We start from the raw sequence: 24,684 nt of genomic DNA on the forward strand, positions 1-24,684 counted from the left end.
CCTATGACGCTGCAAACGGTCCAGCTCACGCTGAGCACGCTGATCGTCGTCGCCGTCGCCTTTTCCGTCACGTACAGCTTCCGCTACCGGCGGCAGGCTGATCCGAGACTGCGGGGGCTGCTTGCCGCCCGCATGAATATCGCGATGGGCATCATGCTCATTCTAATCGCGTTGACCCAGCTGTTTTTTTTCACCGATTCGGTAACCCGGCGTATTTTCGGTACGGTCTGCATGCTGCTAGGCATCTGGAATTTGTTTGCGGGCATCCGCAACCATCTGCATTACAGCCGCAAGGCCGGGTAAGGGATGGCGGGAAGCTGTCTCCGGCGCGTCTGAAAAGCTGCTCACAGCCGAAGGGGGCAAAAAAATCATTTTATGATTTTTTCGCCCCCTCTTTCGACAAAATGTCGAGCAAAAGAAGCCTTCAAACCTGCTGCTCCGTTGGTTTGAAGGCTTTGTCGTTTTAAATTCGGGACTGGCACATCCGCCGTTACCCTTGTGGGACAGCCCCTCGGGCTGCGTCTCGCTGCACGACCGACATCGCCGACATCGCCAGCTTCGCTGCGCCAGCCTGCCGCCAGATCGCTTTATGACGTCAAGCCGGTTCAATCACCTGGGCGGTCAGCATCGCCTTCGCCACCAACGCTCCGTTCAAATACATCTCCACATCCAGCTTGCCGAACTTGCGGCTGATTTCGATGATTTTGGGGCGAATTTCCACACTGCTGTCAATTTGCAGCGGCTTGACGAAGTAGGACGACATGTTGTCCACGACCAGGTCCACCTTTTTCATGTCCTGGATCGCATGATAGGCAGCCTGGGTCAGCAGCACCGTCAGCACGCCCTCTGATACGGTCCCGAGCCGCCCGGTCATCTGCGGGGTGATCGTACCGCGGAAAACAAGCTGTCCGCCCTCCGCCTTCTCCTGCGTAAAGCCGGACCAGATCAGGTCCTCGAACGTCTCGCCGTGATGCGGCTGACGCTGGGCGTGCTGCATCGCCTTGAGCACATCCTGGCGGCTGATAATGCCCACCAGCTTGCGGCCCGCATCGACGATCGGCAGCAGCTCGATCCCTTCCCATGCCATCAGATGGGCCGCCGACGCGACCGACGTATTCGCCTGCGCCGTCACCGGGTTGCGCGTCATCAGCTTGTCGATCGTCTGCCCGGCCGAGGCGCCGATCAGATCGCGCGGCGTAATCATCCCGATGACGCGGTTCCACTCGTCCACGACCGGAAACCGACTATGTCCCGTCTCGCCGTGCAGCCGCTGCAGGTCCTCAATCGCCTGGGTGCCCCGCAAGGTGTAGACCAGCATCGGCTGGGCGAGAATGTCCTCGATCAGTAAAATCTTTTTCTTGATCAGCCGGTCATAAATGGCACGATTAATCATCGACGCCACCGTAAATGTATCGTAGCTGCTCGAAATGATCGGCAGCCGCAGCTCGTCAGCCAGCTTTTTCACCTCGTCGCTTGTGCCGAAGCCGCCGGTAATAAGCACCCCCGCGCCCTGCTCCAGCGCGCAGCTGTGCGCCTTCGCCCGGTTGCCGACGATCAGCAGACTGCCTGCGTCAATGTAACGCATCATCGCATCCTGCTGCATCGCGCCAATCACAAATTTGTGCAGCGACTTCTCCAGCCCGTTCCGGCCTCCGAGCACATCCCCGTCGACCATGTTGACGACCTCGGCGAAGGTCAGCTTGTCCAACTCCTCGCGCAGCTTTTTTTCCACCCGGACGGTGCCGACCCGCTCCTTGGTAGCGACGAGGCCCACGGCATCGGCTTCCTTGATCGCCCGATAGGCGGTGCCTTCGCTGACCCCAAGCTTTTCTGCGATTTTGCGGACTGAAATTTTGCTGCCGATCTTCAGCCCCTCAATATATTTTAAAATTTGCTCATGCTTGGTCGCTGTATCTTGGCTGACTGGCTGCTGCTCCTCGTCCATCCCGGTTCCCTTCCTCACATTACTGGATTCGCTTCGTCTAATACTTAATCATAGCATAAAATTTTACCCATACAACCGCAGCGCCGCGCATAGGATGAACTAAGTCCAAACTTTTCGGGAGGTGTTTCTCCATGCCGAATGCGCCTTTTTCCGGCCAGCCTCAGTCGATCTACGAGCTGGACTCCAAGGAAATGGAGCTGCTGCACAAATGCAAGCAGAAGGTTCACTCGCTTTGCTCGCAGCATGTGAACAAGCCGGTCCGCGTTCAGACCATTGATGGCACGACTCACGAAGGCATCATCGTTCATGTCGATCATACGTATGTGTATTTGCAAATGCCGGCAACCCATACCCGCGCTTTTTTTCCTGGTCCGCAGCCGCCGTTTAACCCCTATTATAACAATGTTGTGCTGCCGCTCGCCTTATTTAATTTGCTGGCGATTGCGCTGCTCGTCTGACACTCGCGCTGCGACAAACAGCCCCGGTCCGCCCCGACATGAGTTCGAGGCTGGCCGGGGCTATTCCGTGACGCGAAGCGCCGTTGCCCTCACCGCTTGACCTGCAGCAGCTTGCGTTTGCCGGCAACAGCCTGCTCAAGCTGCCAGCGCTTCATTCGTTTGACCCGCAGCAGCTGACGCTTCTGCTCCTCCTCGACGCCCAGCAGCTCGTGTAGATGCGCCGCAACAATCAACAGCGCGAACAAACACCAGACGATGCCGAAGATCATGCCCGGGCTCGTCCATTCCCTCAGCTCCAGCCGCGGTACAGCTACCGCCAGCATGCCGAGCGCCGCAGCCATGTACACGATATTTTTCCATGTTTTTCGCATCCGCCAGTACCTCCCTGTAACTTGTACAGTCCAGTATATGTGCGGACAGGCCGGAATAGCACTCGTTATCGTTGTCCCGGCTACGGCTTCGGTTTCGGCTGAGGCTTGGCCGCCCCGCGTCGGAACAGCCTCTTCAACCGCTGATACGCGTAGACAAGCAGCCACGGAATACCGAGACTCAAGACAAAGCCGCCCAGCGTATACGCATGGTAAAGCCATATCGAGCCGCCCTCATAAGGGTAGTTAATCCGGTAATAGGTCAGAATCGCAGGGTGCATCAGATAGACGCCGAAGGACACAGCGCCCAGGTTGTTCAACAGCTTCGTCGCGGCCCGCAAACGCTCCACCGCAAACTGCCCGACCCGGATCAGCGCCAGCGCCGCCAGCGCCGCATAGCCGAAAAACAACGCCTGGTACGTATACCCGTTCACCTGCAGCTCGATTCGTCCTTCGGCGAGGAAAATGCCGATAAATGCAGCCCCGACCACGGCGGCAGCCGCAAACACCGCAAGCGCGTAACGCCGCAGCCACGCGGCAAACGCCGCATAATGCAAGCCCAGCCAGCCGCCCAGCGTAAACATGCTGAAGTAGTTGAAGCACAGCGAAGCCATATGCTCGAACGGCTCGACCCAGTAATGATAGGAATAAAAGCCGACCTGCACGGCCAGCCCGATCCAGCCGAGCCAGCGGCGAAACCATGACCAGCGGCACAGCCACATCAGTACCGGGAACAGCAAATAAAACTGGACGATGATGACCATAAAGTACAGATGGTACCACGCATCCGCCCAGGGCAGCAGCTCGCCGAAGGCCGCCAAATCGACATGCATCCGCGGCCGGTCAAACAGCCACTGGTAATACAAATAATAAAACAGCGACCAGACCAGATAAGGAATCAACACCTGTCTTACACGCTTCACGTAAAACGAAACGGCCTGCTTGCCGCCAAAATCATGCTGGTAGCGGTAAAACAGCACCAGCCCGCTGAGCAGCAAAAACACCGGGACGGCGAAATTGCTCAGCTTGTTGACGATCAGGTACAGCGCTTGCGAGCCGCTGCCGAGCGGCAGCTCCGCCAAAGCGTCCGACGAGTTGTGAATAGCCAGCACAGCCACAATGGAAAGCGCCCGGACGATATCCAGCTCCAGCAGCTTGGGCAACGATTTTTTTTGAGTACTCATGTTGTCCCGCCCTCTGTTTACAAGTTGTTCAAGAGACAAGGTAACATAAATGCTCGCTCGCCGCCACTCCTTTTGTACGAAAAGGCATTGCGGGACATGGTGAATACATCCAGCAAATCCGCTCATACTAAGGAGCGATCCTTATATGTCGAATCAAAGGAGGTTAACGACCATGTCATCCAACGTTTCGTATCAGCAATTTCTGGAGCAGCAGCAGCAGCAGCGGATGCAGCAGGCGCAGGAAGCCCAGGCGGCGCTCGCCCAATCGGGACTGAGCAACAGCTCCCAGAAGCTGCGCCAGCTGCAGCAGCAGTTCGTGCAGGTGCAGGCCGATCTTCAGCAGGCGCAATCCCAGGTGGAAATCCAGATGCAGGCGCAGCAGCGGCGCATTCAGGAAATTCAGGGCCGTCTTCTGCAATGCATCCAGCAGATGGACAGCCTTATTCAAAGCTCGCAGACGCTGCCCCCTTCCGGCTCGGGACCGTATGTGATGTAGCCCGGCAAGGACGAATCTGGGCAAGCGCCTCTCTTTGCCAAGCTTGTTTCACACGCTTGCCCTGCCTGCTCGCAGACCTGATGCGACCTGAATCGTTCTCCAGCGGCCTTGCACAGCTCCGGCGGCTTTTTTCCGTACATCGGGAAGAAAGCCGCCGGGGCTTGTTGGCGTCCGGTATTTTTGACGCTTCCGGCATAATCGTTCGTTTTTCGCTCACCAAGGAATAAACGCCCTCATATGATGAAGTAGTTCGTTTCTTAATGTTCCAAGCATGATCGGACCTTGGGAGGACGCTTCTTGCTGGGAAGGAGTACCGGATGAAAAGAACAAAGGTAAAGATCCAAATACAGTCTCCCGGCGCGTACACAGACGGCTCCATCGCAGCGATCAGCGAATCGCTCGCACGCAAGTGGAAGCTCCCGCTCCAGCAGCCGCTGTCATTCCAGTTCGGCTCGTTTCAACAGGATGTCCGTTTCATCCTATCCAGCCAAGCCAATGTGCTTCGCCTCAGCCCGTCGCTGGCCGCACGGACCGGGCTGGCCGCCGGCCAGCAGCTGTGCCTGCACTACCGGTCATCCAGCCGGACGCTGACGCTTGGCCCGCTGATTGGCGTCATGGTCAGCCGCGTCTACGCAAGCACGCCAGACAAACCGTTTGGCGCAAATACAGCCTTCTGCCGGGAACTAACCGAAGCGTGCAGGCTGTACGGAGCCTCGGTGTTTTTCAGCACGCCCAACGATCTGATTGCCCAAGGCGATACCGTGCGCGGCTGGCATTACACGGACGGCTGGCACAAAACCTCCTTTCCGCTGCCGCATGTGCTGTACAACCGGCTGACCAGCCGCAAGTTCGAAAACCGCCCGAACGTGCAGCAGTTCATATCACATGCCCGCGCCAAGCAAAACACCCTGCTGTTCAACGAAAGATATTTGAACAAATCGGAGGTGTTTGACGCGCTGCGCCGCGAGCCCGGTCTGCCGATCTACTTGCCGGAATCGTATTTGCTGAAGACGGCTCAGCAGCTCAGGTCCATGTGCGCCAAATATTCGACTGTGTTTCTTAAGCCGGTAACCGGCAGTCTCGGCAAAGGCATTATCCGGGTCCGCAAGCAGGAGGGCGGCGGCTACGTGTGCCATGCGGCCAATCTGAACGGCGCGAGCAAATTAGCGTACGCGACGCCGTCTGCGCTGTTTGCGGCGCTGTCCGGCAAGATCAAAACACAGCGCTACCAAATTCAGCAAGGGCTGAACCTGCTCACCGTCGGCGGTCGCCCCGTCGATTTCCGCGCCGTCGTGCAGCGCGGCGAAACCGGTCAATGGAGCGTCACCTCCATCGTCGCACGGATCGCCGGCAACCACCATTTTGTGTCCAATATCGCACGGGGCGGTACGCTCAGCAGCGTGAAGGATGCGCTCGCCCGCTCCGGCTCAGCAGCAGCGGCCGGCGGCCTTGCGAAGCTGCGCCGCGCCGCTCTGCATATTGCCAAGGGCATCGAAAATCAGGTGGAGGGCCACTTCGCCGAGCTGGGCGTCGATCTGGCGCTGGACACAGGCGGGCGCGTCTGGCTGATCGAGGTCAACTCCAAGCCTTCCAAGGAAGATAACACACCGCTGTCGACGGACAAAAAAATTCGCCCTTCTGTCAGACGGCTGGTCCAGTACGCGCGGTTCGCCGCGAAATTTTAAATTTTAATGCCGAAACGGAGGTGCAGCGCTGGTGCCAACCGTACGAGCGGCGGAACTTCCGAGCCGGTCGCTTGGGATTTTGACCAGCTCCATCGTTCATGACCCGCCCTTCGAAAACCGCAGCTTTTACCGCCGTCTGAGCTTGCTTGGCCGCAAGCTGAATGTACGTGTGTTTGTGTTTACGCCCGAAGCCGTCGATTGGCGGCAGTCCTGCATCTCCGGATTCCAATACGATCCGGCCTTGCGCCACTGGATCAATCGCCTGTTCCCGCTGCCGCCGCTCATCTACGACCGCTGCTTCTTCACCACGCGGCGGCAATATGGGGACTACCGGCAGCTGATGGCGGAGCTGCGCCGTCAGCCAGGCATCCGGCTGCTCGGCTGCGGCTTGAAGGGCAAGTGGGACGTTCATCGTCTGCTCGCCGCCGACGGCCGCTTCGACCGCTATCTGCCGCCGACCGAGCCGCTGCGCAGCATGCGAACGCTGGTCGAATGGCTGGAGCGTGACGGCGAAGCCGTGCTGAAGCCGCTCGGCGGCTCGCAGGGCCGCGGCGTGCTGCATGTGCGGCGGGAGCTGGCGGACGCCGGGATGTCGGCAGAGATCGAGACGCGCAGCACGCCGAACGGAGCGGCTGAAGCGGCCGCAAGCCGACGGCCGGACGCTGCGTCTGCCAGCGCAAGCGCAAGCGCCGGGCCGCGCTACACCGTGCGCGGGCGCGACGCGCGCAACCGCAGCATCGCGCGCGGCTTCGCCGACGCCGCTGCGCTGCTGGGCTGGCTGCGGCGCCTGCTCGGCCGCCGCCCCTATCTCGTGCAGCGCTATCTGGCGCTGCATGCCGCTGACGGCAGCGCGTTCGACGTCCGCGCGCTGGTGCAAAAAAACGGCGCAGGCCGCTGGCAGCTGACCGGCCTCGCCGTACGACGCGGTCAGGATGGCAGCCTGACCTCCAACCTGCACGGCGGCGGCTCCGTCGAAGCCGCCGCACCCTGGCTCGCCCGCGAATTCGGGCGGGCGCGCGCCGCGGTCATCCTCGCCGAGCTGACACAGCTCTGCGAGCAGATGCCCGAGGCGCTGGAAGCCGGTCACGGGCGGCTCGCCGAGCTCGGTCTCGACTTCGGGATCGACACAGGCGGTCATAGCTGGATACTGGAAGCCAACTCCAAGCCAGGCCGCTCCATCTTTACTTATTTACATGACGATGAAGCACAGTTCGCCGCGCTGGCAGCGCCCCTTCGGTACGCGGATTACTTGCTGCGGCTTGCCGAGCAAGGTCCGGCTGCAGCTGGCAAAGCGCGATGAGAAACGAGGCGTCCGGAAGCAAACGCCTGCCTGCACGCCGGGGAGCGCACCGGTAGCTGTATTCGCACACGCTCTCCTCCCGTTTTTCGGCGCGGGCAGGCTGGATCGCAAATCAATGCCTAAGCGGCATCGTCCTTTAGGAGGTTCATCATGAGCTTGACAACCTGCACGATTCATGTCGCCCAGCGGCAGGAACGCGTCGTTTATGTCAGCGACGATCTGGCGAAAGCCCTCAAGCTGGCGAAAACCCGCAGCGTCACCATAAAGCTCGGCAGCAAAAGCATCTACCTCGGGCTCAAGCTGCTGAAAAAAAGCGGAAACCATCTCTATGTCCCCCAGTCGGTGTACATCCAGCTCAAGCTGCCGCGAACCGGCACCGCCTTGATTACAAGTCCGACCGGCAAGGAGCTGCGGCTCGGGCCGATGATCGGCATCCTGACCAACGTCGTCCGCGACAGCTCCGCGCCCTTTGGCTCACGGACCGATTTCATTCGCCAGTTTATGAAGGTCGGCGCAGACCGGGCCTTTTACTTCGGCTTCTCGCCTGCCGACGTCAACTGGTCGCAAGGCACCGTCACGGCGATCGTCCCGCGCAGCGAGGGCGGCTGGGTGCGCAAGGTCGTGCCGCTGCCCGATGTCGTCTACAACCGGCTGCCGAGCCGCAAGGCAGAGAAGCTCGCTTCGAACAATGCCTTTAAGCAGCGCTTTGTCCGTCAGGGAATTCCTTTGTTCAACTGGAGCTTTTTTGACAAATGGGACGTCTATAACTTGCTGGAGGGTACAGAAGCGTTTCGCCATGTGCCGGAATCCCGGATCAATCCAAGCTCCTCGCAGATCAAGGAAATGCTCGATACGCATAAATTTATTTACTTCAAGCCGACAGGCGGCAGCCTGGGCATCGGCATCTACCGGCTGACCTACAACCCGCAGCGCGGTTACTACGCCCGGTTCCGGCGCGCCGGACGAAACGTGCTGCTCCGCTTCAGCCGCTTCGAATCGTTGATGGGACTGCTCAACCGCCAGAGCGGCGGGCTGAACGGCTACGTCGCGCAGCAGGGCATCCGGCTTATTGAGCTGGACAGCTGCCCGATCGACTTCCGTTTCCATATGACGAAAAACAGCTCCAACCAATGGGTCGTAGCCGCCATCGGCGCCAAAAAGGCAGGCAAAGGCAGCGTCACAACCCATGTGCGCACCGGAGGGATGCTGATGACGCCGGAGCAGGTGCTGCGCCAGGTATTCGGAGGCCGGGCCGACACGGTGCTGTCGCATGCCAAAGAGGTAGCGATCAAGCTGGCCCAGGACATCGAGCGCAATTACCGTCATACGCTCGGCGAGCTTGGCTTTGATATCGGAATTGATAAAAACGAGCGCATCTGGATGTTCGAAGCGAACTCCAAGCCGGGCCGTTCGATTTTCAAGCATCCCGCGCTGAAAGAGCAGGGCCGGGCGTCGCTGCAATACATTTATGACTACTGCTTGTATTTGAGCCGCTTTCGCGCAAGGAGGGAATCCTGAGTGGACGGTGAAATCCTGAATATCAAGCAGCGCCCGACCTTGGCCATTTTAACGTATACCGACCATAACCGGATTTTTCGCGGGGATCAGGAAAACTTTGTCGATCTGATCCGGGCCGGCGCACAGCGGGGCGTGCTCGTTTACGTCATGACGACCGCCGATTTCAAGCTTCACGGCAACCGGGCGATGGGCTACCGGTACCGGTTTGCGACGAAATCATGGAAACGGGAGCTGCTGCCGCTCCCCCATGTCATCTACAACCGGATTCCTTTCCGCAAATTCGAAATGCTGCCCGAGGTGCAGCGGGTCATTCAAACCTGCTTGAACAGTCCGGACATCCGGTTTTTCAACCCGTCATTTTTCAACAAGTGGACGTTGTTCGAGTGGCTGAACAAATCGCGCAAAACGAAGCCCTTCATCCCGGAAACCCGCAGATTATACTCCGGTGACGACATCGACAAGCTGCTGCAGGTGTACCCGTTTCTCTACCTCAAGCCGATTCGCGGCAAAGCAGGCAAAGGCATCATGAAGGTCAGCCGGATCGAAGGCAAAGCAAAGCCCAGACAGTTCGAGCTCAGTATACAGGATCAGACGCAAAGCCAAATTGCACGCTTCCCGACCGTTTCCCAGCTCTGGTCGCAGGTCAATAAGCTGGTCGGCTCGAAGGACTACATCATTCAGCAGGGCATCGCCTTGTCCAGCTACAAGCGGCGTCCGTTTGATCTCCGTGTGCTCGTGCAAAAAAACTACAAAGGCGTCTGGTCCGTCACCGGCGTCGGAGCGAGGCTGGCCGGCAAGCTCAGCATTACGACCCATGTGCCTCGCGGCGGCTCCATTGACGATCCGCGCAAGCTGCTCGCGCACGCCTTCGGCCAGACGGAAGGCTTGCGGATCATCCGTACCGCCAAGCGGGCGGCGCTGATGATCGCCAGACAGGTGGAAGCAGCCAGCGGGGAAACGCTCGGTGAAATGTCGATGGACCTCGGCGTAGACAGCGATGGACATATCTGGTTTTTCGAAGCGAACTCCAAGCCGATGAAATTCGACGAACCGCCGATCCGCCAGAAGTCATTGGAAAACCTGATCCGGTATTCCCTCTTTTTATCCAAAAAATCCAGCATGAAAGGGTAAGCAGGTGATCGCTGCATGAGTAAACAGGTAGGCGTGCTTGCGATGTATATGCATGAACAGCGGCTGGAGGAGCTGTCCTTTTTCCGAAAGCTAAGTCTGCAGGGCAAAAAACTTGGCATTGACATTCTTGTCTTCACCCCTGACGATGTTCACGAAAACGGGTCCAGCATCCATGCGCTAATCTATAACAGCTCCCAAGGGAAATGGGTCCGCAAGTGGAGCCGCTTTCCTTCCATCATCTATGACCGCTGCCGGTATCACGGCGTCGAAAATTTCCGCAAGCTGTCGCAGTTCCGCAAAAAACATACGAAGCTGCGGTATATCAGCAAGCCGCTGGCCAATAAATGGACGATACACCAGCTGCTCTCCGAGCATTCGGGCATCGTGCCGCATTTACCGGCCACAGTTCGGTACCAGACGGTCAAGGAGCTTGGTGAATTTCTGAAGAAACATGCGACCGTCTATCTGAAGCCCAAAAGCGGCACAGGCGGGCGGGGCATTATTCGACTGCAGCGGCTGGCTGGCGCGGGCAGCTTTCTGATGCAGGGTCGCGACCCGTCCCGGCGCATCATCCCGACCCGCAAAGTATCGGTCGCGCAGATCGCTCCCCGGCTCGCCGGCTGGAAGCTGACGGAGCGTTATATTATACAGCAGGGCATCCCGCTGGAGCTGAAGGACGGCCGGGTGCATGACTTCCGCATGCTGGTCCAGAAGGACGGCCAAGGCCAATGGCAGGTCACCGGCTGCGCAGGCCGGGTCGGCCCTCAAGCCTCCGTCACCTCGAATCTGCACGGCGGCGGGTCTGCCGTCTCGATGGAAAAGCTGCTGCGTGCCCGCTTCACCGGCGAGAAGAAGGTCAGCGAAATCCGCAAGCAAGCGTATGAGCTTGGCCTGCGGATTGTGGAGCATTTGGAAAAAAGCTTCGGCCCCTTCTGCGAAGCCGGTCTCGATCTGGCTGTAGACCCGAGCGGCCATGTGTGGCTGCTGGAGGTCAATCCCAAGCCGTCCCGCGAAGTGTTTTACCGGATCGGCGAGAAGGAGACATACCGGCGAGCGATCAGCCGCCCGCTGGAATATGCGTTATGGCTAACCCGGCAAAAACAGGAGACGTCAAACTAAGCTTTAAGCTATAATCCGCTGCGGCCACGGCCTTGATTCGGGCAAAAGCAGTACGGCCAGCAGCGCCAAAAAGCGCCCCTGCACGGTTTCTCCCGTGACAGGGGCGCTCTATTATGTAAGACTTACACCGCAGACTGCCGCTCCGCTTCATCCAATAAAGCGAGCAATTCGCTGAACGAGCTGATGCGTACATCGGCGCCTTCCAGCTCGCGGGGCTTGTTGAAGCCCGCATAATCGCAGCCCACGACAAACAGTCCGTTTTGCTTGCCTGCTTCGACGTCCGAGGAACGGTCGCCGACCATCCATACCTGCTCCAGCCCATGGTTTTCCTTGAGCAGCCGGACCAGATCCACCTTGGAGCGCGTGCGGAATTCGCCTGCGCTATACAAGCCGTCCGGCTCAAACAGCGGCTCCAGACCTTGATGACGGATAACACCCTTGACATACGGCTCCAGTCCATTGCTGGCCGTAAAGAGGCGCACGCCCCGCTCACGCAGCTGCTCCAGCGTTTCCTTGACGCCCTCGTACAGCTCGCCCTCGCCTTGCTTCAGCCCGTCCAGCTGCAGCTTGAGCAGCAGCTCATCGGCGCGGTTTCGCACATCGCGTCCGGAATCCGGCAGCACCTTTTCCCAGATTTCCTCTAATAACATACCGAGTCCGCTGATAATATAACGCTCCGGAGGCGTTTCCCCCTGGAACAAGCCTTCCGAGCGCAACCTGTCAAATGTCGTATGATAAGCCGGCAGCAGCAGCGTCTCTGTGCGAAACAATGTACCGTCCACATCAAATATCATCGCTTGCGGCAATGACTTTGTACTCATCCTTGCTTCCCCCTCTTCCAAACCTCAAACGATCCCCGATGCTAAATTAATACAACCATAGTTTGCTCAGCCTTGTCAATCGGACGGGGGCCGCATCCTGGTCTGCGGGTCTTCAGCGAACACTCGGGCCGCAAGCCCGGCTCGGGCCATTTCCATATATAACCAGGCGAAAAAGGCCCTCCGAACGCATATCTGCGTGATCGGGGGACCTTGCAGCCAGGTCCTGACGATAAACTAAACTTTCACAACAGGATTATATTAAATTTTTTTAATAATCTCATATCGTTGCTTACGAGCGGATCAGCCGTGCAGGTGTAGAGCGAATGCCATACGCGCCCTTATTTGACTGGTAGATGATTCTGAATCCTGTAGCTTCTTCCAGATCGTCAAGGTGGATCATCAGTTTCTTCTGTTTTTTCACCAACGGATGCGCAAGCGGCACGTCCACGCCATCCTTGGAAATGACGTTTCGGTCCACATCGACAATCCAGCGCGTTTCCCCATAGTACAAATTAATTTGGCCGCTGTCGTCCCTGATCACCACACCGCCCAGTTGACTGAACGTATCGCGCAAAGGCACATAATCCGCCGCTTTATACGGATCAACTGCCTGCCGGATAATCGTGTTGTGCAGCGTTTGCGGCGTAACGCCCGGATTGCCTGCGCTGATGCGCGGAATCATCATCTCATTGTCGCCTCTTATCGCCATCTCCGGTACAATCGTGAAGCCGTACTCCATTCCCGCCTTGCGAATATCGGCAACTGTGGCGCTGGTAAAGCTGCCGAACGGATAGGCGTAGGCGTTGATCTGCTTGCCTGTAATCCGGTTCAGACGCCGGGCGCAAATTTCCGTATCGCGCTCCACACGGCCGCTATGCTCGGACGCCGATTCCGTTTTCCCCTCCTCGGAAAGCTGGGTGGTCAGAAACGGCGCCTTCTCGCCATGCTTGCGGTGCAGCCGATTGGAATGACATTCGATATCGAAGCCGGACGACGACAGACGGGCCACATCATCCTCATTAAGCGACGGCAGCTTGCTGCTGAACGGCCCGTCCAGATCCTGCGTAATGACAAAGTTAACGGCCGGCACGTTATGGCTGCGGGTAATCGGCAGCGCCTGCTCCACGATGCTTTTATAGCTGTCATCAAAGGTCAGCAGCACCGCGTTGCTCGGCACCTGCCCGCCCTGCATATAACGCTGAAACGCCGGCATGTCGATAAAATGATAGCCCTTGTGCTGCAAGTAGTCCAGCTGCTTGTTGAACAGCTCAGGGGTAATTGTCACGTTGCTCTTATCCGTGTCGCTGATATGATGGTAGAGCAAAACAGCAACCTGATCCTTGTAGTAAATTTGATCTGACGGAGCTGCGGAAGACATCACAACCAACAGCCCTCCTAACGCAAATAAAGCTGAATGTCTGACAACAGAAAGCCACTTCACTTGCTGACACCTCTTGATCATATAATAGAGAAGATGATACTAATCATAGCGAATGCCGGCGAATTTGAAAACGGTTAGAAGGTCAAGAAACAATTAAGTTTTTGGTATGCCGGCCAGCAGCCCTCCAAGTACCTATTCGATCTGAAAAAGGATATAATGAAGGGAATCACTGGCAACGGGAGTGACTTGAAGTGGATCATTTTCTAACGGAAATCAGGATGGACCCGTATCCAAAAGCTGCAGTTGTCGTCACACCCGAGCATGATACACCGCAAGTGCATCAAACGGTGGAGTTACTGCAGCTCATTTATGGGGGAAGCACGACCCTCAAAACGATCGAGGCTCAGAACATCAGGGACAGATTGCTTAACGAACTGTTGGCCTTTCAAGATTTGCTTAAAAAATATTACGAGCTGGAGCTGCCTGAGGACGAGGAACGATGGCGTGAGCTTAGACGACAAGTAGAGCTGCGTTTGCGGCCAGCCTCACCCTTCACTGCCTTCAAAAGATGGATCATCCGCGACAATCCGGAGCTGGACGCCGAGTTCGGAAGCCTGATCCCGGCCTGATCCCGGCCTGACCGCAGCAAAGAAGACCACCCGGGCACTCAGCCAGAGGTGGTCTTTCTTCAGGTTACATAGCGTTGACCCAGCCCTCACAGTTCAACGTGCCAGCGCACAGTCCGGCATTGCCCCCTGCACAGTCCGGCACTTCAAAAAAACTTCTTCGCCCCCTGCTCCGCCTTCAGGATTTCCACCGCTTCCCGGAAGCGCAGCGAATGGATCACCTCGCGCTCCCGCAAATATTTCAAGCCGTCCTGAATGTCGACATCATCCGTCAAGTCAATCAGCCATTGGTACGTCGCCCGCGCTTTTTCCTCGGCCGCAATGTCCTCGTACAAATCGGCAATCGGATCGCCCTTGGCCTGAATATAGGAAGCGGTCCATGGAATACCGCCTGCGCTCTGGTAAAACAAAGCCTGGTCATGGCTCGCATAATAATCGCCCATTCCCGCCGCTTTCAATTGCTCTACGCTTGCATCTTTTGTTAATTTGTATACCATTGTTGCAATCATTTCCAAATGAGCAAATTCCTCCGTGCCAATGTCCGTCAGCAATCCAATCACTTTATCAGGAATTGTATATCGCTGGTTCAAATAACGCAGCGCCGCCGCCAGCTCGCCGTCCGCACCGCCGTATTGCTCCAGCAGCAGCCTAGCCATCCGCGGGTCGCATTTGCCGACCTTTACAGGGTACTGCAGCTTTTTCTCATATACCCACATGCCGGTTCGCTCCTCTCCCCATCCATTCTGCTTGCAGCTCTGCTGTCAATCAGACCTGTTAGACCTGTCAGACCTTATCAGACCTGCCAGGGCCACGGCGCCTCCTTCCACTGCCAGGGTGCCTGTGAGAAGCTGTAGCCAAAGCTGGTCAACGGCCCGAACTCCGCCTGAAACTGCTCGGCAATATGCATCCGATGCTGGACAAACCGGTTGTACTGCTCCAGCGCCTGCCGGTCATCCGGATGGGTGTCCAAATACAACGCAAGCTCCACGATGACGAAATCAATCGCCTGCAGCTCCTTGAGCTGCGTGTAATAATGATCAGGAAGGGGTTGCTTCATCTACGATCTCCTCCTCTCCCGGTGCCGAAATTATTTACGGGGCTCGTACGGGCTGTACAGCGCCGGCCACAATGTCCCGTGCCTGAGCGCCTCCATCGGAGAAAATTGCGGCAAGTTCGGCGGCTGAAAGGTGATGAAGAGCTGCGGGGGCGTACTGTACATTTTCACACGTACCGGTGGACAAGGGTCAAACGGACTGACGTACGGATGCCAAACTCTGACTTGTTCCATGAACCGGTCCTCCTTCTGACCTAAGCTTTCGTTCTACTATTCTTATATATACCGGCCGGGGCTTGACCCTATGCGTATAAATGAGTAAAGGCAACCTGCCGCCGAAACGACGAGCCTCGAACCCGCAGGCTCGCGCCGCCCTCCCCACCTCCGTTTTCCGTGCTGCTGACAGCAAACAAACGACAAAAAAAGGCCAGCCAGTAATGACTGGCTAACCTGGTCATACGCAAGAACGTCTCGCGACGGCCTTCGGCTGCTTTAGTGAATATCTTTTTTGCGGAAACGTCCGCCCTTGACATCATGGATGTTGCCAACCGCCAGGAAGGCGGTTTGGTCCATTTCCTCGACGATGGATTTCAGCTTCGCTTCCTCCAGCCGGTTGATTACGCAAAAGATGACAAGCTTGTTCCCGCCGGTAAAGGCGCCCTCTCCTTGCAGGAACGTTACGCCGCGGCCCAGCCGGTGAATGATCGCATCGCCGATTTCACGGCTGTTTTCGCTGATAATCCAGACCGACTTCGATTCATCGAAGCCTTCGATCGTAATATCAATCATCTTGAATGCAATATAATAAGCAATCAGGGAATACATCGCATGATCCCAGCCGAAGACAAAGCCTGCGCTGGTCAAGATGAAGAAGTTAAAAAACATCACGATTTCGCCTACGGAAAACGGCGTCTTTTTACTGAATAAAATGGCCATGATTTCGGTGCCGTCCAGCGAGCCGCCGGACCGGATGACCATACCGACACCAACGCCAAGGATGATGCCTCCAAATACAGCGGCCAGCAGCGGGTCAACGGTAAAAGCCTTGACGGGATGAAGAACAGTTGTGCCGACGGACATCACAATAACCGCAAAAAGCGTGGAGAGCGCGAAGGTTTTACCAATTTGCTTGTAGCCGATAAATAAAAACGGAAGATTCAACAAGACCAGAAAAACACCGATTGGAATTTGGGACAAGTGAGAGACGATAATGGAAATCCCGACTACGCCGCCGTCAATGATATTGTTCGGTACCAGAAAAATTTCCAGCCCGACTGAAACGAGCGCGGCGCCAATAAACATCAGCACGGCACGCCGCACCAGCTTCGCAGGCGACAGCTTGGAGTGCTGCTTCACATTCACTAAATTTCCTTGCAACGGTTTGTTCCCCCCTTGGCACATTCGTACAGACCCCGTCGCTAACACGGGTGAAAAGCTGCGAAGCATACCCTGCTCGGAGCATAAAGCCTGCCGCGTTCAACGAGTGCGCGATATGCGTATACCGAAGACTCGTCCCGCGCGGCGGGACGGCCGGGGAGCCAAGCCCGCGCAGCGCCAGGCAGCTCCCTGCGGTAACCGATCTTAATCCTGATCGGTTAACGAATCTTAGTACTGCTCAGTTACCGATCCTAGCCCTGCTCAGTTACCGATTCTAGTCCTGCTCAGTTACCGATTCCGGCTCCGGCTGCTGCAGCTGCCGAATCGTCAGCCGGAGCACGCGGAGACGGTCAACCTCCGTAATTTCGAACACAAATTGCTCATGGGTCAGCTGCTTCCCCTTCGCAACAGAGCCTTCGAGCTGCTTGAACAGCCAGCCGCCGATCGAATCGACCTCTTCGTCCTCGATGCCCAGGCCGAGCATATCGTCGAGATCCTCCAGCAGCATCCGGCCGTCTACGGAATACACCTCATCGACTTTTTCGATTTCAGGTCGTTCGGTCACATCAAATTCGTCGTGAATTTCCCCGACGATTTCCTCCAAAATATCCTCCGCCGTAATGAGACCGGCCGTGCCGCCATATTCGTCGATGACAATCGCAAGCTGCGACCGCTTCTTCTGCATCAGACGCAGCACATGACTGATTTCCATCGACTCCGGCACCATCAGCACCGGACGGACAAACCGCTTCAGGTCATGCTGGCCACCCTTCACGGTCAGCATATCCGTAATATGGACAAATCCGATAATTTCATCTTTGTCATGCGTCGCCACCGGGTACCGGGTATGCTTCGTTTCATACACAATGTTCAGGTTTTCCTCAAATGGAAGCTCGGTAAACAAGCAATCCATATCCGTACGAGGCAGCATAATTTCACGCGCCACCCGTTCCGAAAATTCGAAGATGTTGTCAAACAGCGCCATCTCGTCCTTGTCGATATGACCGCTTCGAGCACTTTCATCCATCAGAATGCGGATTTCTTCTTCCGTATGGGCCGCCTCATGCTCTGTCGCCGGGTGAATGCCGACCATCCGAAGCAGCCGGTTCGCCGCGCCGTTGAGCACCCAGATCGCCGGGAAAAACAGCTTGTAAAACAACATCAGCGGTGCGGAAAGCCAAAGTGAGGTTTGCTCCGATTTCTGGATCGCCAGCGATTTGGGCGCCAGCTCACCAAGCACAATATGGAGAAATGTAATGACGGCGAATCCGATGGCAATCGCCAACGCATCCGCATACCAGGCGTGACCAAGCCCGGCCAGGTCAAACAAAGGCTCGACGATCAGATGAGAAATCGCCGGCTCGCCGACCCAACCAAGGCCCAGTGAAGCCAAGGTGATGCCGAGCTGGGTGGATGACAGATACGCATCCAGCTTTTTGGTGACAGTCAACGCATAGCGGGCCTTGCCGTTTCCTTCGCTTTCCAGCTGCTGCAGACGGGTCTGTCTGACCTTGACCAGCGAAAATTCTGCAGCGACAAAAAATCCGTTAAGCAATACTAAAAATACGACAAGAACAAGATTCAATGCGATGGAGCCAAAATCAAAGCTCGCCAAGCTGGTACTATGGCCGTCTATACTGCTTTCCAAACGGTTCAAACCCCTTTACATGTGGTATGGTGTGCCGCGTCGTCGTTAAATAACGGCGCGGCGCTTCGTAAAATCAACATCCTTGTAGTACGTATCCGCTACGAGCAGATTAGGGCCGCAGCAAGCGGCCGCCGGGCAATAGCAGCCGACCTTGGCGTACAACGGGTGCTGCCGCCAGCGGTCAAATACCTGGTCCAGGCGGTCATGAAGCGCATTACCCAAAGGAGGAACATCTGAAAAATCGGTTACATACACATCGCCCGTGAACATATTGACGTTCAGCCGGTTGCGGCCGTCGGGATCATTGCGCACCGTAACTCCAGCCTCGCCGCGCAGACGGGCGACCATGCTCCGATCCTCCTCCAGCGTACTGCAAGCGTAGAACGGCAAGGTGCCGAACAGCATCCACAGCTTCTTGTCCCGCCCGTCCAGCAGCCGGCCGATCGCCGCGCGTGTCTGGTCGAGCGTCAGCACCGGCAGGTTGGATGCAAAGGCACTCGGATACATCGGGTGAACCTCATGTCTGCGGCAGCCCATCTCCGCGATCAGCCGGTGAATGCCGACCAGCTTCTCATGCGTGCGATAATTAATCATGGACTCCGCCGATACAAATAGCCCGCCCTTGGACAGCTCCCGCGTATTATCCAGCATCCGGTCGTACATGCGGGCAGCCGTCTCACGGCCGGTCGCATGCTCGGACCGAACGAAGCCCACCTCATAAAAATCATCGGCATTCAGATAATTGAAGGAAATATGCATCACATCCAGATGCGGAGCAATGAGCTCGTATCGCGCTAGGTCCAGCGTCAGATTGGAATTGATCTGCGAGCGGACACCGCGTTGACGCGCATATTTCAGCAGGGGAACGATATACTCGCGCACCGTCTTCATATGAAAGCTCGGCTCGCCGCCGGTAATGCTGATCGTCTCCAGCTGCTCTACCTCATCCAGTCGCCGCAGCACATCAGCCAGCGGCAGCCGCTTGCCTTCGGTTAAGGTCAGCGACTCCCCCACCGCGCAATGCTCGCAGCGCATATTGCACAAATTGGTTACGGTCAGCTCCACGCTCGTCAATCGGTGTTCCCCGTATTTGCGGTAAGCCGGCAACGGATCCCAAGGATCGTACAGCGGCGAAATTTCGGGCAGAAACGGTGAAGGTAACGAGAATGATTCGGACATGATAAGTTGCACACCTGACTCTTCTGTAGGATTGTCAAACACTGGTCAACGCTAATACAGGTAAATAATATTCTTATTGTATCGCAATACGGGGGAAAAGAAAACCGACAGCAGCCAAAAGCCCGCCCCCGATAGGGAGCGGGCTTGCGCCGAAGCTTTGGCTCATTGCGCAATCAGCTCGTCGTTAACGCCGATAATCATGACGCTGAGAGCTTTGGACAAATCAACCTCGCGGCTGCCGTCAAGCTCTTGCCCAGCCTCGTCCTGAAGAATACGAACTACCGGGCGGGACGGGAACAGCGCGTTCAAATCAACGACAACGCCCTTCTCGCCGGTGCTGAGCGTAACCGTAACCCCTATCGGATAAATTGCGATTTTGTCCCGGAACAGCTCAATCTTCTGCTTGTCGTACAGCGAGCCTGTGCCGGTGAACAAAATTTCCATCGCCTGATGCGGCAGCATCGCCCTCCGGTACACCCGATGGGTCGTCATCGCGTCATACGAATCAACCAACCCGATCCAGCGGGCGAACTCATGAATCTCCTGCCCCTTCAACCCTCGAGGATAGCCGCTCCCGTCCAGCCGCTCATGATGCTGAAACGCACAGTGCGCAACAAGCAGCGGAATATTAGGCTCATCCTTCAGAAATTGAAATCCGAAGGAGGTATGGTGTTTGATATGGGAAAACTCATCGTCGGTCAGCTTGTCGCGCTTGCGCAGCAGCTCCAGCGGAATCTGCGTTTTCCCCACATCATGGAGCAGCGCTCCCAAACCGAGCATCGTCAGCTCTTCTCGACCATACCCGTTCGCCAAACCAAGCATCGTCGAGTAAATACATACATTAAGCGAATGCTGATACAAATAATTGTCCATCACGCTAATATTGCTCAGCATGATCATCGCGTCTTTATGCTGGGTGAGATCCGTCAAAATCATGTCCATCAGACCGCGGAATGTTTTTCCTACGTGAAACGCGCCGACCGTCTTGCGCTTGAATTGATACTCCGCAATTTTGCGGAACGAATCTCGGATTTCCGCGATGGCGCGGGTTCTTGTTTCATCGGACAGCAAATCACGGATCACCAGATCACTTGTACGCGGGTCATCAATGTACACGAAATCAATGCCGTGATCCTCAAGCCGTTTTATGACGCCGGAGGTCAGCTCGTAGTTTTCACCGAGCAATACCAGACCGTCTGAGTTATATATTTTTTTGCCGAGCCTCATTCCAGGCTCCACCATGTTGAGCGGCAGCAGGCGCATACCGATTCCTCATCTCTTTCTAAAGAAAAATTTAGAAAATGCCACCACCTATTTAGCGTATCGGATTCCGATCAAAAGAGCAACATTTTTTTTGGTTTTCCGACAAATCCTGCAAATTTACTGGACTAATTAGCGCCTGAACCGTCCGGTCAGCCATTTAGCCGAGAGATTCCGTTTGTTCGGTTCCACCTGTTTTCCCCGGAATTTTGCAGCGCATGCGGATCGCGCAGCTCCTGCAGCAATACATCGCGAATAAATTCGGGCAAATAAAAAGCCGCTTCAGTCCCTTGACCAATGGATAAATAGCCGATGCCAAACGTAAACATGTCGATGGTCGCAACCGCATAACGGCGCTCCGTCTCCAGCGGCAGCTCCCCGATCCGTACCGCAGCAATCTTCGCGTACGGCGGAGCTTCCGGGTCATAGTCCACGGACATGCCTGCGACCGCAAGCGAGCCTAACACCTTGCCGCGAAACCCGTAGCCGAACAGCGGCTTGTTCTGATACTCCGGCAGCAGCGATTCCTCCAACGCCTGCCTGATCTGCGCGCCGGTCAGACTTAGTCGGCACGGATTGATCGGCGATGGGCATAAGGCGAGCAGATCGCCGGCCGATACCGGGCCTTGCTGCAGGTTGCCGAGCAGCTGCCCCGTGTTGACCAGCGCCAGCTCGGCGCCGATCCATCGCTTCAAGCCGGACGCCAGCAGGTTGCCAAGCGGGGATTCGCCCTGCCAGTCGATAGCAAGCGGCCGGTCCGTGTAGGCCAGCTCGCGGGCAAGCCGCTCCTGGGCCAATTGGCCGTAGCCTGCAAGCAGCGCCTCAATGTCGGGCTCACCCGCGAGACCGGCCGTCTCGACGACACCGCCCTGTACCAGCGTCACCTTCCGCAAGGCCGGGTCGACGTCCAGATCGACGCAGCCGACATATTGGCCAAACTTGCCTGTGGCCGCCACGATCGTTCGGCCGATCAACACCGGCTCCGCCAGCAAATGATGCGTATGGCCGCCCAAAATCAGGTCAATATCCGGAAATTGCTCGGCCAGCTGCTCGTCATAACGAAGGCCGAGATGAGACAGCACAATAATAACATCCGCCTGCGGGCGCAGCTCACGGACCGCAGCCCCGATCGTCGTGAAAGGATCACAGGCTTCCCAGCCGAGCAGCCGGTAAAATTCCCCGAAGGCGGCCGTTGCGCCGATCAGCCCGATCCGCAAGCCAGCCCGTTCAAGCAGCTGCCACGGCTTTGCCCAGCCCGGAGGCTTGCCGGTGGCTGTCTCCAGCAGATTGCCAAGCACTACCGCAAACTTGGCTTCCTCCCCATACAGCCGGTTCAGCACCTCAGGCGTATAGGTCAAGCCTTCGTTGTTGCCGAGAGTAACTGCATCGTAGCCGGCCGCGTTTAGCAACGCCACATTGACGCTGCCCTCGGTACCCTCCGTTTCCGGACGCATCCGGTCGATATGATCGCCAATATCCAGCGTCAGCGTGCCGTGCTCTCCCGCCTCCGTCCGAAGCCGCCGAATGATCCGAGCGGTCGCGCCCATATGTTCGAAATGGCTATGTAAGTCATTGGTATGTACAACACGCAGCTTGGTGCGTTGCCCGGCCGACACGTCCATCGTTCAAGTGCGGCGCGGCAGCCGCAGCTGCTCCGGCTCAATCCTGTTCAGGAAGCCGTAGCTCGCCTCGGCCCCGAGCGCCTCGTCATGCTTGATCCGCAAGGACACGACGCTTTTGACGTTCAAGCATTCGCTGCTGCCATAAGGCACATACAGACGGATCGGGCGGCTTTTGACCAGCGGCTGTCCGTCGTCTCCGCTCACCGCGATAAACGCGTCCCGCAGCTCGCCCCAAGGAATCGTCGCCTGAAACTCATCGGCCGCGACCACCTGCAGATGCGTCGGATTTGCTGCTGTTTCGCCTCCCTGCCCGGCGCTCCAGGCCGTATACCAGCGCTGCCAATCGACAGCCAGCCCCTCTGCGCCTTCCAGCCGGCTGGACGCCGGGAACGTCTCGCCAGCAACTGCCGCCAGCTCGCCGGCTGACGCAAACGTTGCCTTTCCTCTCAAGTCCTCCACCACTTCAATCATCTGCCGACAAACCTCCGCTTCTCTAAATGGGTTTACCTGACATTATATCACTTTTAGCGGCGAATATGGTATGCTGAACATGAATCAATATGCTTCCAGCTCTTGCTGGAAATTTCGATGAAGCTACGGAGTTGAACATCATGAAGCTGAACATCCTGTTGTTTGCCGGACTGGCCGAGCTGTGGGGTACCCGGCTCCTGCAGCTCGACATAGACCGGAAGCCGGAGCAGGGCGCGCTGACTGCCGCCGAGCTGAAGGCCTGTTTAAGCAGCCAATATCCCGAGGCGGCCAAAGCGCTGGCGAACATCCATATGGCAGTGAACCAGCAGTATGCGGACGACCATACGCCGATCCGGGAAAAAGATGAGATTGCACTTATTCCTCCTGTATCCGGAGGCGAGCCGCCCGCTGTCGAGTTGACCTTTCAGCCGCTTGTGCCTGACGAAATTTCGGCCAAGGTGCTGCATCCGAATCACGGCGCTGCGCTGACGTTTATCGGCACGACCCGCGAATGGACGGGCAATCAGCAAACGACGCTGCTGGAATACGAAGCCTATGAACCGATGGCGCTGCGTACGCTGGAGCAAATCGTAGAGGAAATTGCCGAGCGATGGCCCGGCTCCCGCTGTGCGATTACCCACCGTCTCGGAACGGTCGCGGTAGGGGAGATCAGCGTGGTGATCGCCGTCTCCGCCCCGCACCGCGATGCGGTGTATGAAGCGAACCGCTACGCGATTGAACGGCTCAAGCAGATTGTCCCCATCTGGAAAAAGGAACGCTGGGCTGACGGCTCCGAATGGAAGGGGCATCAGCAGGGACCGTGGAATCCGCTCGCTGTTCCAGCCTTGGCCGCCTCCTCCGGCAAAGGAGAGGCGCGCTCATGAGCCGGCATCCGAACGACCTGCTGCCGCCGCTGCCGGAGCTCGACCGGGAACGCTACTCCCGGCAAATGCTGTTTGCGCCGATCGGCGAACAAGGTCAAGCCAAGCTGCTGCAAGCCCGCATAGCGATCGTCGGCATGGGGGCGCTCGGCACCGTGCTGGCCAATCATATGGTCCGCGCGGGCGTCGGGTTTGTCCGGATCATTGACCGTGACTTTGTCGAGCGGAGCAATTTGCAGCGGCAAATGCTGTACGATGAAGCCGATGCGGCTGCCTCGTCGCCGAAAGCGGAAGCCGGAGCCGCCAGACTGCGCGCGGCAAATTCCGGCGTCGTCATCGAGCCGATTGTCGCCGACCTGAACCGGACAAACGCCGAGGAGCTGCTGACGGACGTCGAGCTGATTTTGGACGGAACCGATAACTTCGCTGTCCGGTTTCTGATCAATGACGTCAGCGTAAAGCACGGCATCCCGTGGATTTATGGCGGCGCCGTCAGCTCGCGCGGCGTATCGTTAACCATTTTGCCGGGGGAAACGCCTTGTCTGCGCTGCCTGTTCGGTCAGCCGCCCGCTCAAGGGACGACGGAAACGTGCGACACGGCCGGCGTCATCGGCTCGCTGATTCACACCGTTGCTTCGCATCAGGCAGTCGAAGGGCTCAAGCTGCTCGTTCGCGACCGCCAGGCGCTGAGCCGTAAAATGATCCACTGGGATGTCTGGTACAACCAATATGCCGGGATTGATGTCAGCCAGGCGCGCAAAGCAGACTGCCCGTGCTGCGGACAGCGCAGCTTCGACTATCTGGAGGCTTACGCCGACGAGGACACCTTCCAGTCGCTATGCGGCCGCAACTCGGTACAAATTCAGCCGAGCCGTCCGCTCAAGCTTGATTTGCAGGAATGGGAAAGCAAGCTGGCGCCTGTCGGCCGAATCGAGCGCAATCCGTTTTTGCTCAAGCTGCATGTGGAGGGCGGGTTGACGCTGGTGTTGTTTCCCGACGGCCGACTGCTTGTCCAGGGCACCGACGATCCGGTAATGGCGAAAAGCTTGTACAGCCGGTATATCGGCACCTAAAGGTTACTTGTCATAAAGAAAGGACCTACTTTCACTTGCGATTACTACAATATTTTGTAAAAATATACAGTAAAACGCCGAGGTGAT

Annotated in this window: 25 protein-coding genes; 11 read left to right on the forward strand and 14 right to left on the reverse strand. The window is 57.1% G+C overall.

Annotation, left to right across the window (positions count from 1 at the left end; translation table 11 throughout):
- Positions 1-3: 3 nt before the first annotated feature.
- Positions 4-303, forward strand: a complete 300-nt coding sequence (locus tag AC6ROY_RS00555; protein WP_500098009.1) for a YtpI family protein — start codon at positions 4-6, stop codon at positions 301-303.
- 292 nt (positions 304-595) lie between these two features.
- On the opposite strand, the gene AC6ROY_RS00560 is transcribed toward AC6ROY_RS00555, so the two are convergent.
- The gene (locus AC6ROY_RS00560; RefSeq protein ID WP_500098010.1) at positions 596-1,945 is read right to left on the reverse strand and encodes a DRTGG domain-containing protein; all 1,350 of its coding nucleotides are present in this window, start codon (positions 1,943-1,945) and stop codon (positions 596-598) included.
- A gap of 131 nt (positions 1,946-2,076) precedes the next feature.
- Between AC6ROY_RS00560 and AC6ROY_RS00565 the strand changes: the two genes are divergently transcribed.
- Positions 2,077-2,403: an LSm family protein gene (locus AC6ROY_RS00565; protein ID WP_500098011.1), complete on the forward strand. Its 327-nt coding sequence runs from the start codon at positions 2,077-2,079 to the stop codon at positions 2,401-2,403.
- Between the two features lie 89 nt (positions 2,404-2,492).
- Here the strand turns inward: AC6ROY_RS00565 and AC6ROY_RS00570 are convergent, their stop codons facing one another.
- Positions 2,493-2,774 (reverse strand): hypothetical protein, encoded by a 282-nt coding sequence (locus AC6ROY_RS00570; RefSeq protein WP_500098012.1) that lies wholly within the window; start codon positions 2,772-2,774, stop codon positions 2,493-2,495.
- A gap of 80 nt (positions 2,775-2,854) precedes the next feature.
- Complete coding sequence (locus AC6ROY_RS00575; RefSeq protein ID WP_500098013.1) at positions 2,855-3,955, reverse strand: acyltransferase; 1,101 nt, start codon at positions 3,953-3,955, stop codon at positions 2,855-2,857.
- A gap of 172 nt (positions 3,956-4,127) precedes the next feature.
- On the opposite strand from AC6ROY_RS00575, the gene AC6ROY_RS00580 reads away from it, so the two are divergent.
- The 6 genes from AC6ROY_RS00580 (at position 4,128) to AC6ROY_RS00605 (ending at position 11,204) form a co-directional block, all read left to right on the forward strand.
- Complete coding sequence (locus AC6ROY_RS00580; RefSeq protein WP_500098014.1) at positions 4,128-4,451, forward strand: hypothetical protein; 324 nt, start codon at positions 4,128-4,130, stop codon at positions 4,449-4,451.
- A 317-nt stretch (positions 4,452-4,768) separates the two neighbouring features.
- Complete coding sequence (locus AC6ROY_RS00585) at positions 4,769-6,136, forward strand: YheC/YheD family endospore coat-associated protein (RefSeq protein ID WP_500098015.1); 1,368 nt, start codon at positions 4,769-4,771, stop codon at positions 6,134-6,136.
- A 31-nt stretch (positions 6,137-6,167) separates the two neighbouring features.
- The gene (locus AC6ROY_RS00590; RefSeq protein WP_500098016.1) at positions 6,168-7,436 is read left to right on the forward strand and encodes a YheC/YheD family endospore coat-associated protein; all 1,269 of its coding nucleotides are present in this window, start codon (positions 6,168-6,170) and stop codon (positions 7,434-7,436) included.
- A 150-nt stretch (positions 7,437-7,586) separates the two neighbouring features.
- On the forward strand, positions 7,587-8,954 hold the full coding sequence (locus AC6ROY_RS00595) for a YheC/YheD family endospore coat-associated protein (protein ID WP_500098017.1): 1,368 nt from the start codon (positions 7,587-7,589) through the stop codon (positions 8,952-8,954).
- Complete coding sequence (locus AC6ROY_RS00600) at positions 8,955-10,085, forward strand: YheC/YheD family endospore coat-associated protein (RefSeq protein ID WP_500098018.1); 1,131 nt, start codon at positions 8,955-8,957, stop codon at positions 10,083-10,085.
- A gap of 15 nt (positions 10,086-10,100) precedes the next feature.
- Positions 10,101-11,204: a YheC/YheD family endospore coat-associated protein gene (locus AC6ROY_RS00605; RefSeq protein ID WP_500098019.1), complete on the forward strand. Its 1,104-nt coding sequence runs from the start codon at positions 10,101-10,103 to the stop codon at positions 11,202-11,204.
- Between the two features lie 122 nt (positions 11,205-11,326).
- On the opposite strand, the gene AC6ROY_RS00610 is transcribed toward AC6ROY_RS00605, so the two are convergent.
- Positions 11,327-12,025: an HAD family hydrolase gene (locus AC6ROY_RS00610; RefSeq protein WP_500098020.1), complete on the reverse strand. Its 699-nt coding sequence runs from the start codon at positions 12,023-12,025 to the stop codon at positions 11,327-11,329.
- Positions 12,026-12,314: 289 nt separating this feature from the next.
- Positions 12,315-13,403: a polysaccharide deacetylase family protein gene (locus AC6ROY_RS00615; RefSeq protein ID WP_500098278.1), complete on the reverse strand. Its 1,089-nt coding sequence runs from the start codon at positions 13,401-13,403 to the stop codon at positions 12,315-12,317.
- Positions 13,404-13,657: 254 nt separating this feature from the next.
- Between AC6ROY_RS00615 and AC6ROY_RS00620 the strand changes: the two genes are divergently transcribed.
- Entirely contained in the window at positions 13,658-14,035 is a 378-nt protein-coding gene (locus tag AC6ROY_RS00620) for a hypothetical protein (RefSeq protein ID WP_500098021.1), read from the forward strand.
- Between the two features lie 143 nt (positions 14,036-14,178).
- On the opposite strand, the gene AC6ROY_RS00625 is transcribed toward AC6ROY_RS00620, so the two are convergent.
- From AC6ROY_RS00625 to AC6ROY_RS00665, 9 genes are all read right to left on the reverse strand, one after another.
- Positions 14,179-14,748 carry a manganese catalase family protein gene (locus AC6ROY_RS00625; protein WP_500098022.1) on the reverse strand — a complete coding sequence of 190 codons (570 nt, stop codon included), beginning with the start codon at positions 14,746-14,748 and terminating at the stop codon, positions 14,179-14,181.
- Positions 14,749-14,825: 77 nt separating this feature from the next.
- Positions 14,826-15,089 (reverse strand): spore coat protein CotJB, encoded by a 264-nt coding sequence (locus tag AC6ROY_RS00630; protein ID WP_500098023.1) that lies wholly within the window; start codon positions 15,087-15,089, stop codon positions 14,826-14,828.
- 30 nt (positions 15,090-15,119) lie between these two features.
- Positions 15,120-15,320 (reverse strand): spore coat associated protein CotJA, encoded by a 201-nt coding sequence (locus tag AC6ROY_RS00635; protein WP_500098024.1) that lies wholly within the window; start codon positions 15,318-15,320, stop codon positions 15,120-15,122.
- 258 nt (positions 15,321-15,578) lie between these two features.
- Complete coding sequence (locus AC6ROY_RS00640) at positions 15,579-16,388, reverse strand: YitT family protein (protein ID WP_500098279.1); 810 nt, start codon at positions 16,386-16,388, stop codon at positions 15,579-15,581.
- 349 nt (positions 16,389-16,737) lie between these two features.
- Positions 16,738-18,111, reverse strand: coding sequence for a hemolysin family protein (locus AC6ROY_RS00645; RefSeq protein ID WP_500098025.1), 1,374 nt, complete (start codon positions 18,109-18,111; stop codon positions 16,738-16,740).
- Positions 18,112-18,156: 45 nt separating this feature from the next.
- Positions 18,157-19,290, reverse strand: coding sequence for a radical SAM/CxCxxxxC motif protein YfkAB (gene yfkAB, locus AC6ROY_RS00650; RefSeq protein WP_500098026.1), 1,134 nt, complete (start codon positions 19,288-19,290; stop codon positions 18,157-18,159).
- 162 nt (positions 19,291-19,452) lie between these two features.
- Complete coding sequence (locus tag AC6ROY_RS00655; protein WP_500098027.1) at positions 19,453-20,553, reverse strand: HD-GYP domain-containing protein; 1,101 nt, start codon at positions 20,551-20,553, stop codon at positions 19,453-19,455.
- A 149-nt stretch (positions 20,554-20,702) separates the two neighbouring features.
- Positions 20,703-22,172, reverse strand: a complete 1,470-nt coding sequence (locus AC6ROY_RS00660) for a bifunctional metallophosphatase/5'-nucleotidase (protein ID WP_500098028.1) — start codon at positions 22,170-22,172, stop codon at positions 20,703-20,705.
- Between the two features lie 3 nt (positions 22,173-22,175).
- Positions 22,176-22,643: a hypothetical protein gene (locus AC6ROY_RS00665; RefSeq protein ID WP_500098029.1), complete on the reverse strand. Its 468-nt coding sequence runs from the start codon at positions 22,641-22,643 to the stop codon at positions 22,176-22,178.
- A gap of 140 nt (positions 22,644-22,783) precedes the next feature.
- Between AC6ROY_RS00665 and moaD the strand changes: the two genes are divergently transcribed.
- A complete protein-coding gene (moaD, locus tag AC6ROY_RS00670; protein ID WP_500098030.1) occupies positions 22,784-23,527 on the forward strand; it encodes a molybdopterin converting factor subunit 1 in 744 nt (247 codons plus the stop codon).
- The gene (locus tag AC6ROY_RS00675; RefSeq protein ID WP_500098031.1) at positions 23,524-24,597 is read left to right on the forward strand and encodes a ThiF family adenylyltransferase; all 1,074 of its coding nucleotides are present in this window, start codon (positions 23,524-23,526) and stop codon (positions 24,595-24,597) included. The genes moaD and AC6ROY_RS00675 overlap by 4 nt, the downstream gene beginning before the upstream one ends.
- Positions 24,598-24,684: the final 87 nt, after the last annotated feature.

The sequence above is a fragment of the Paenibacillus sp. sg306046 genome, from assembly GCF_059821225.1.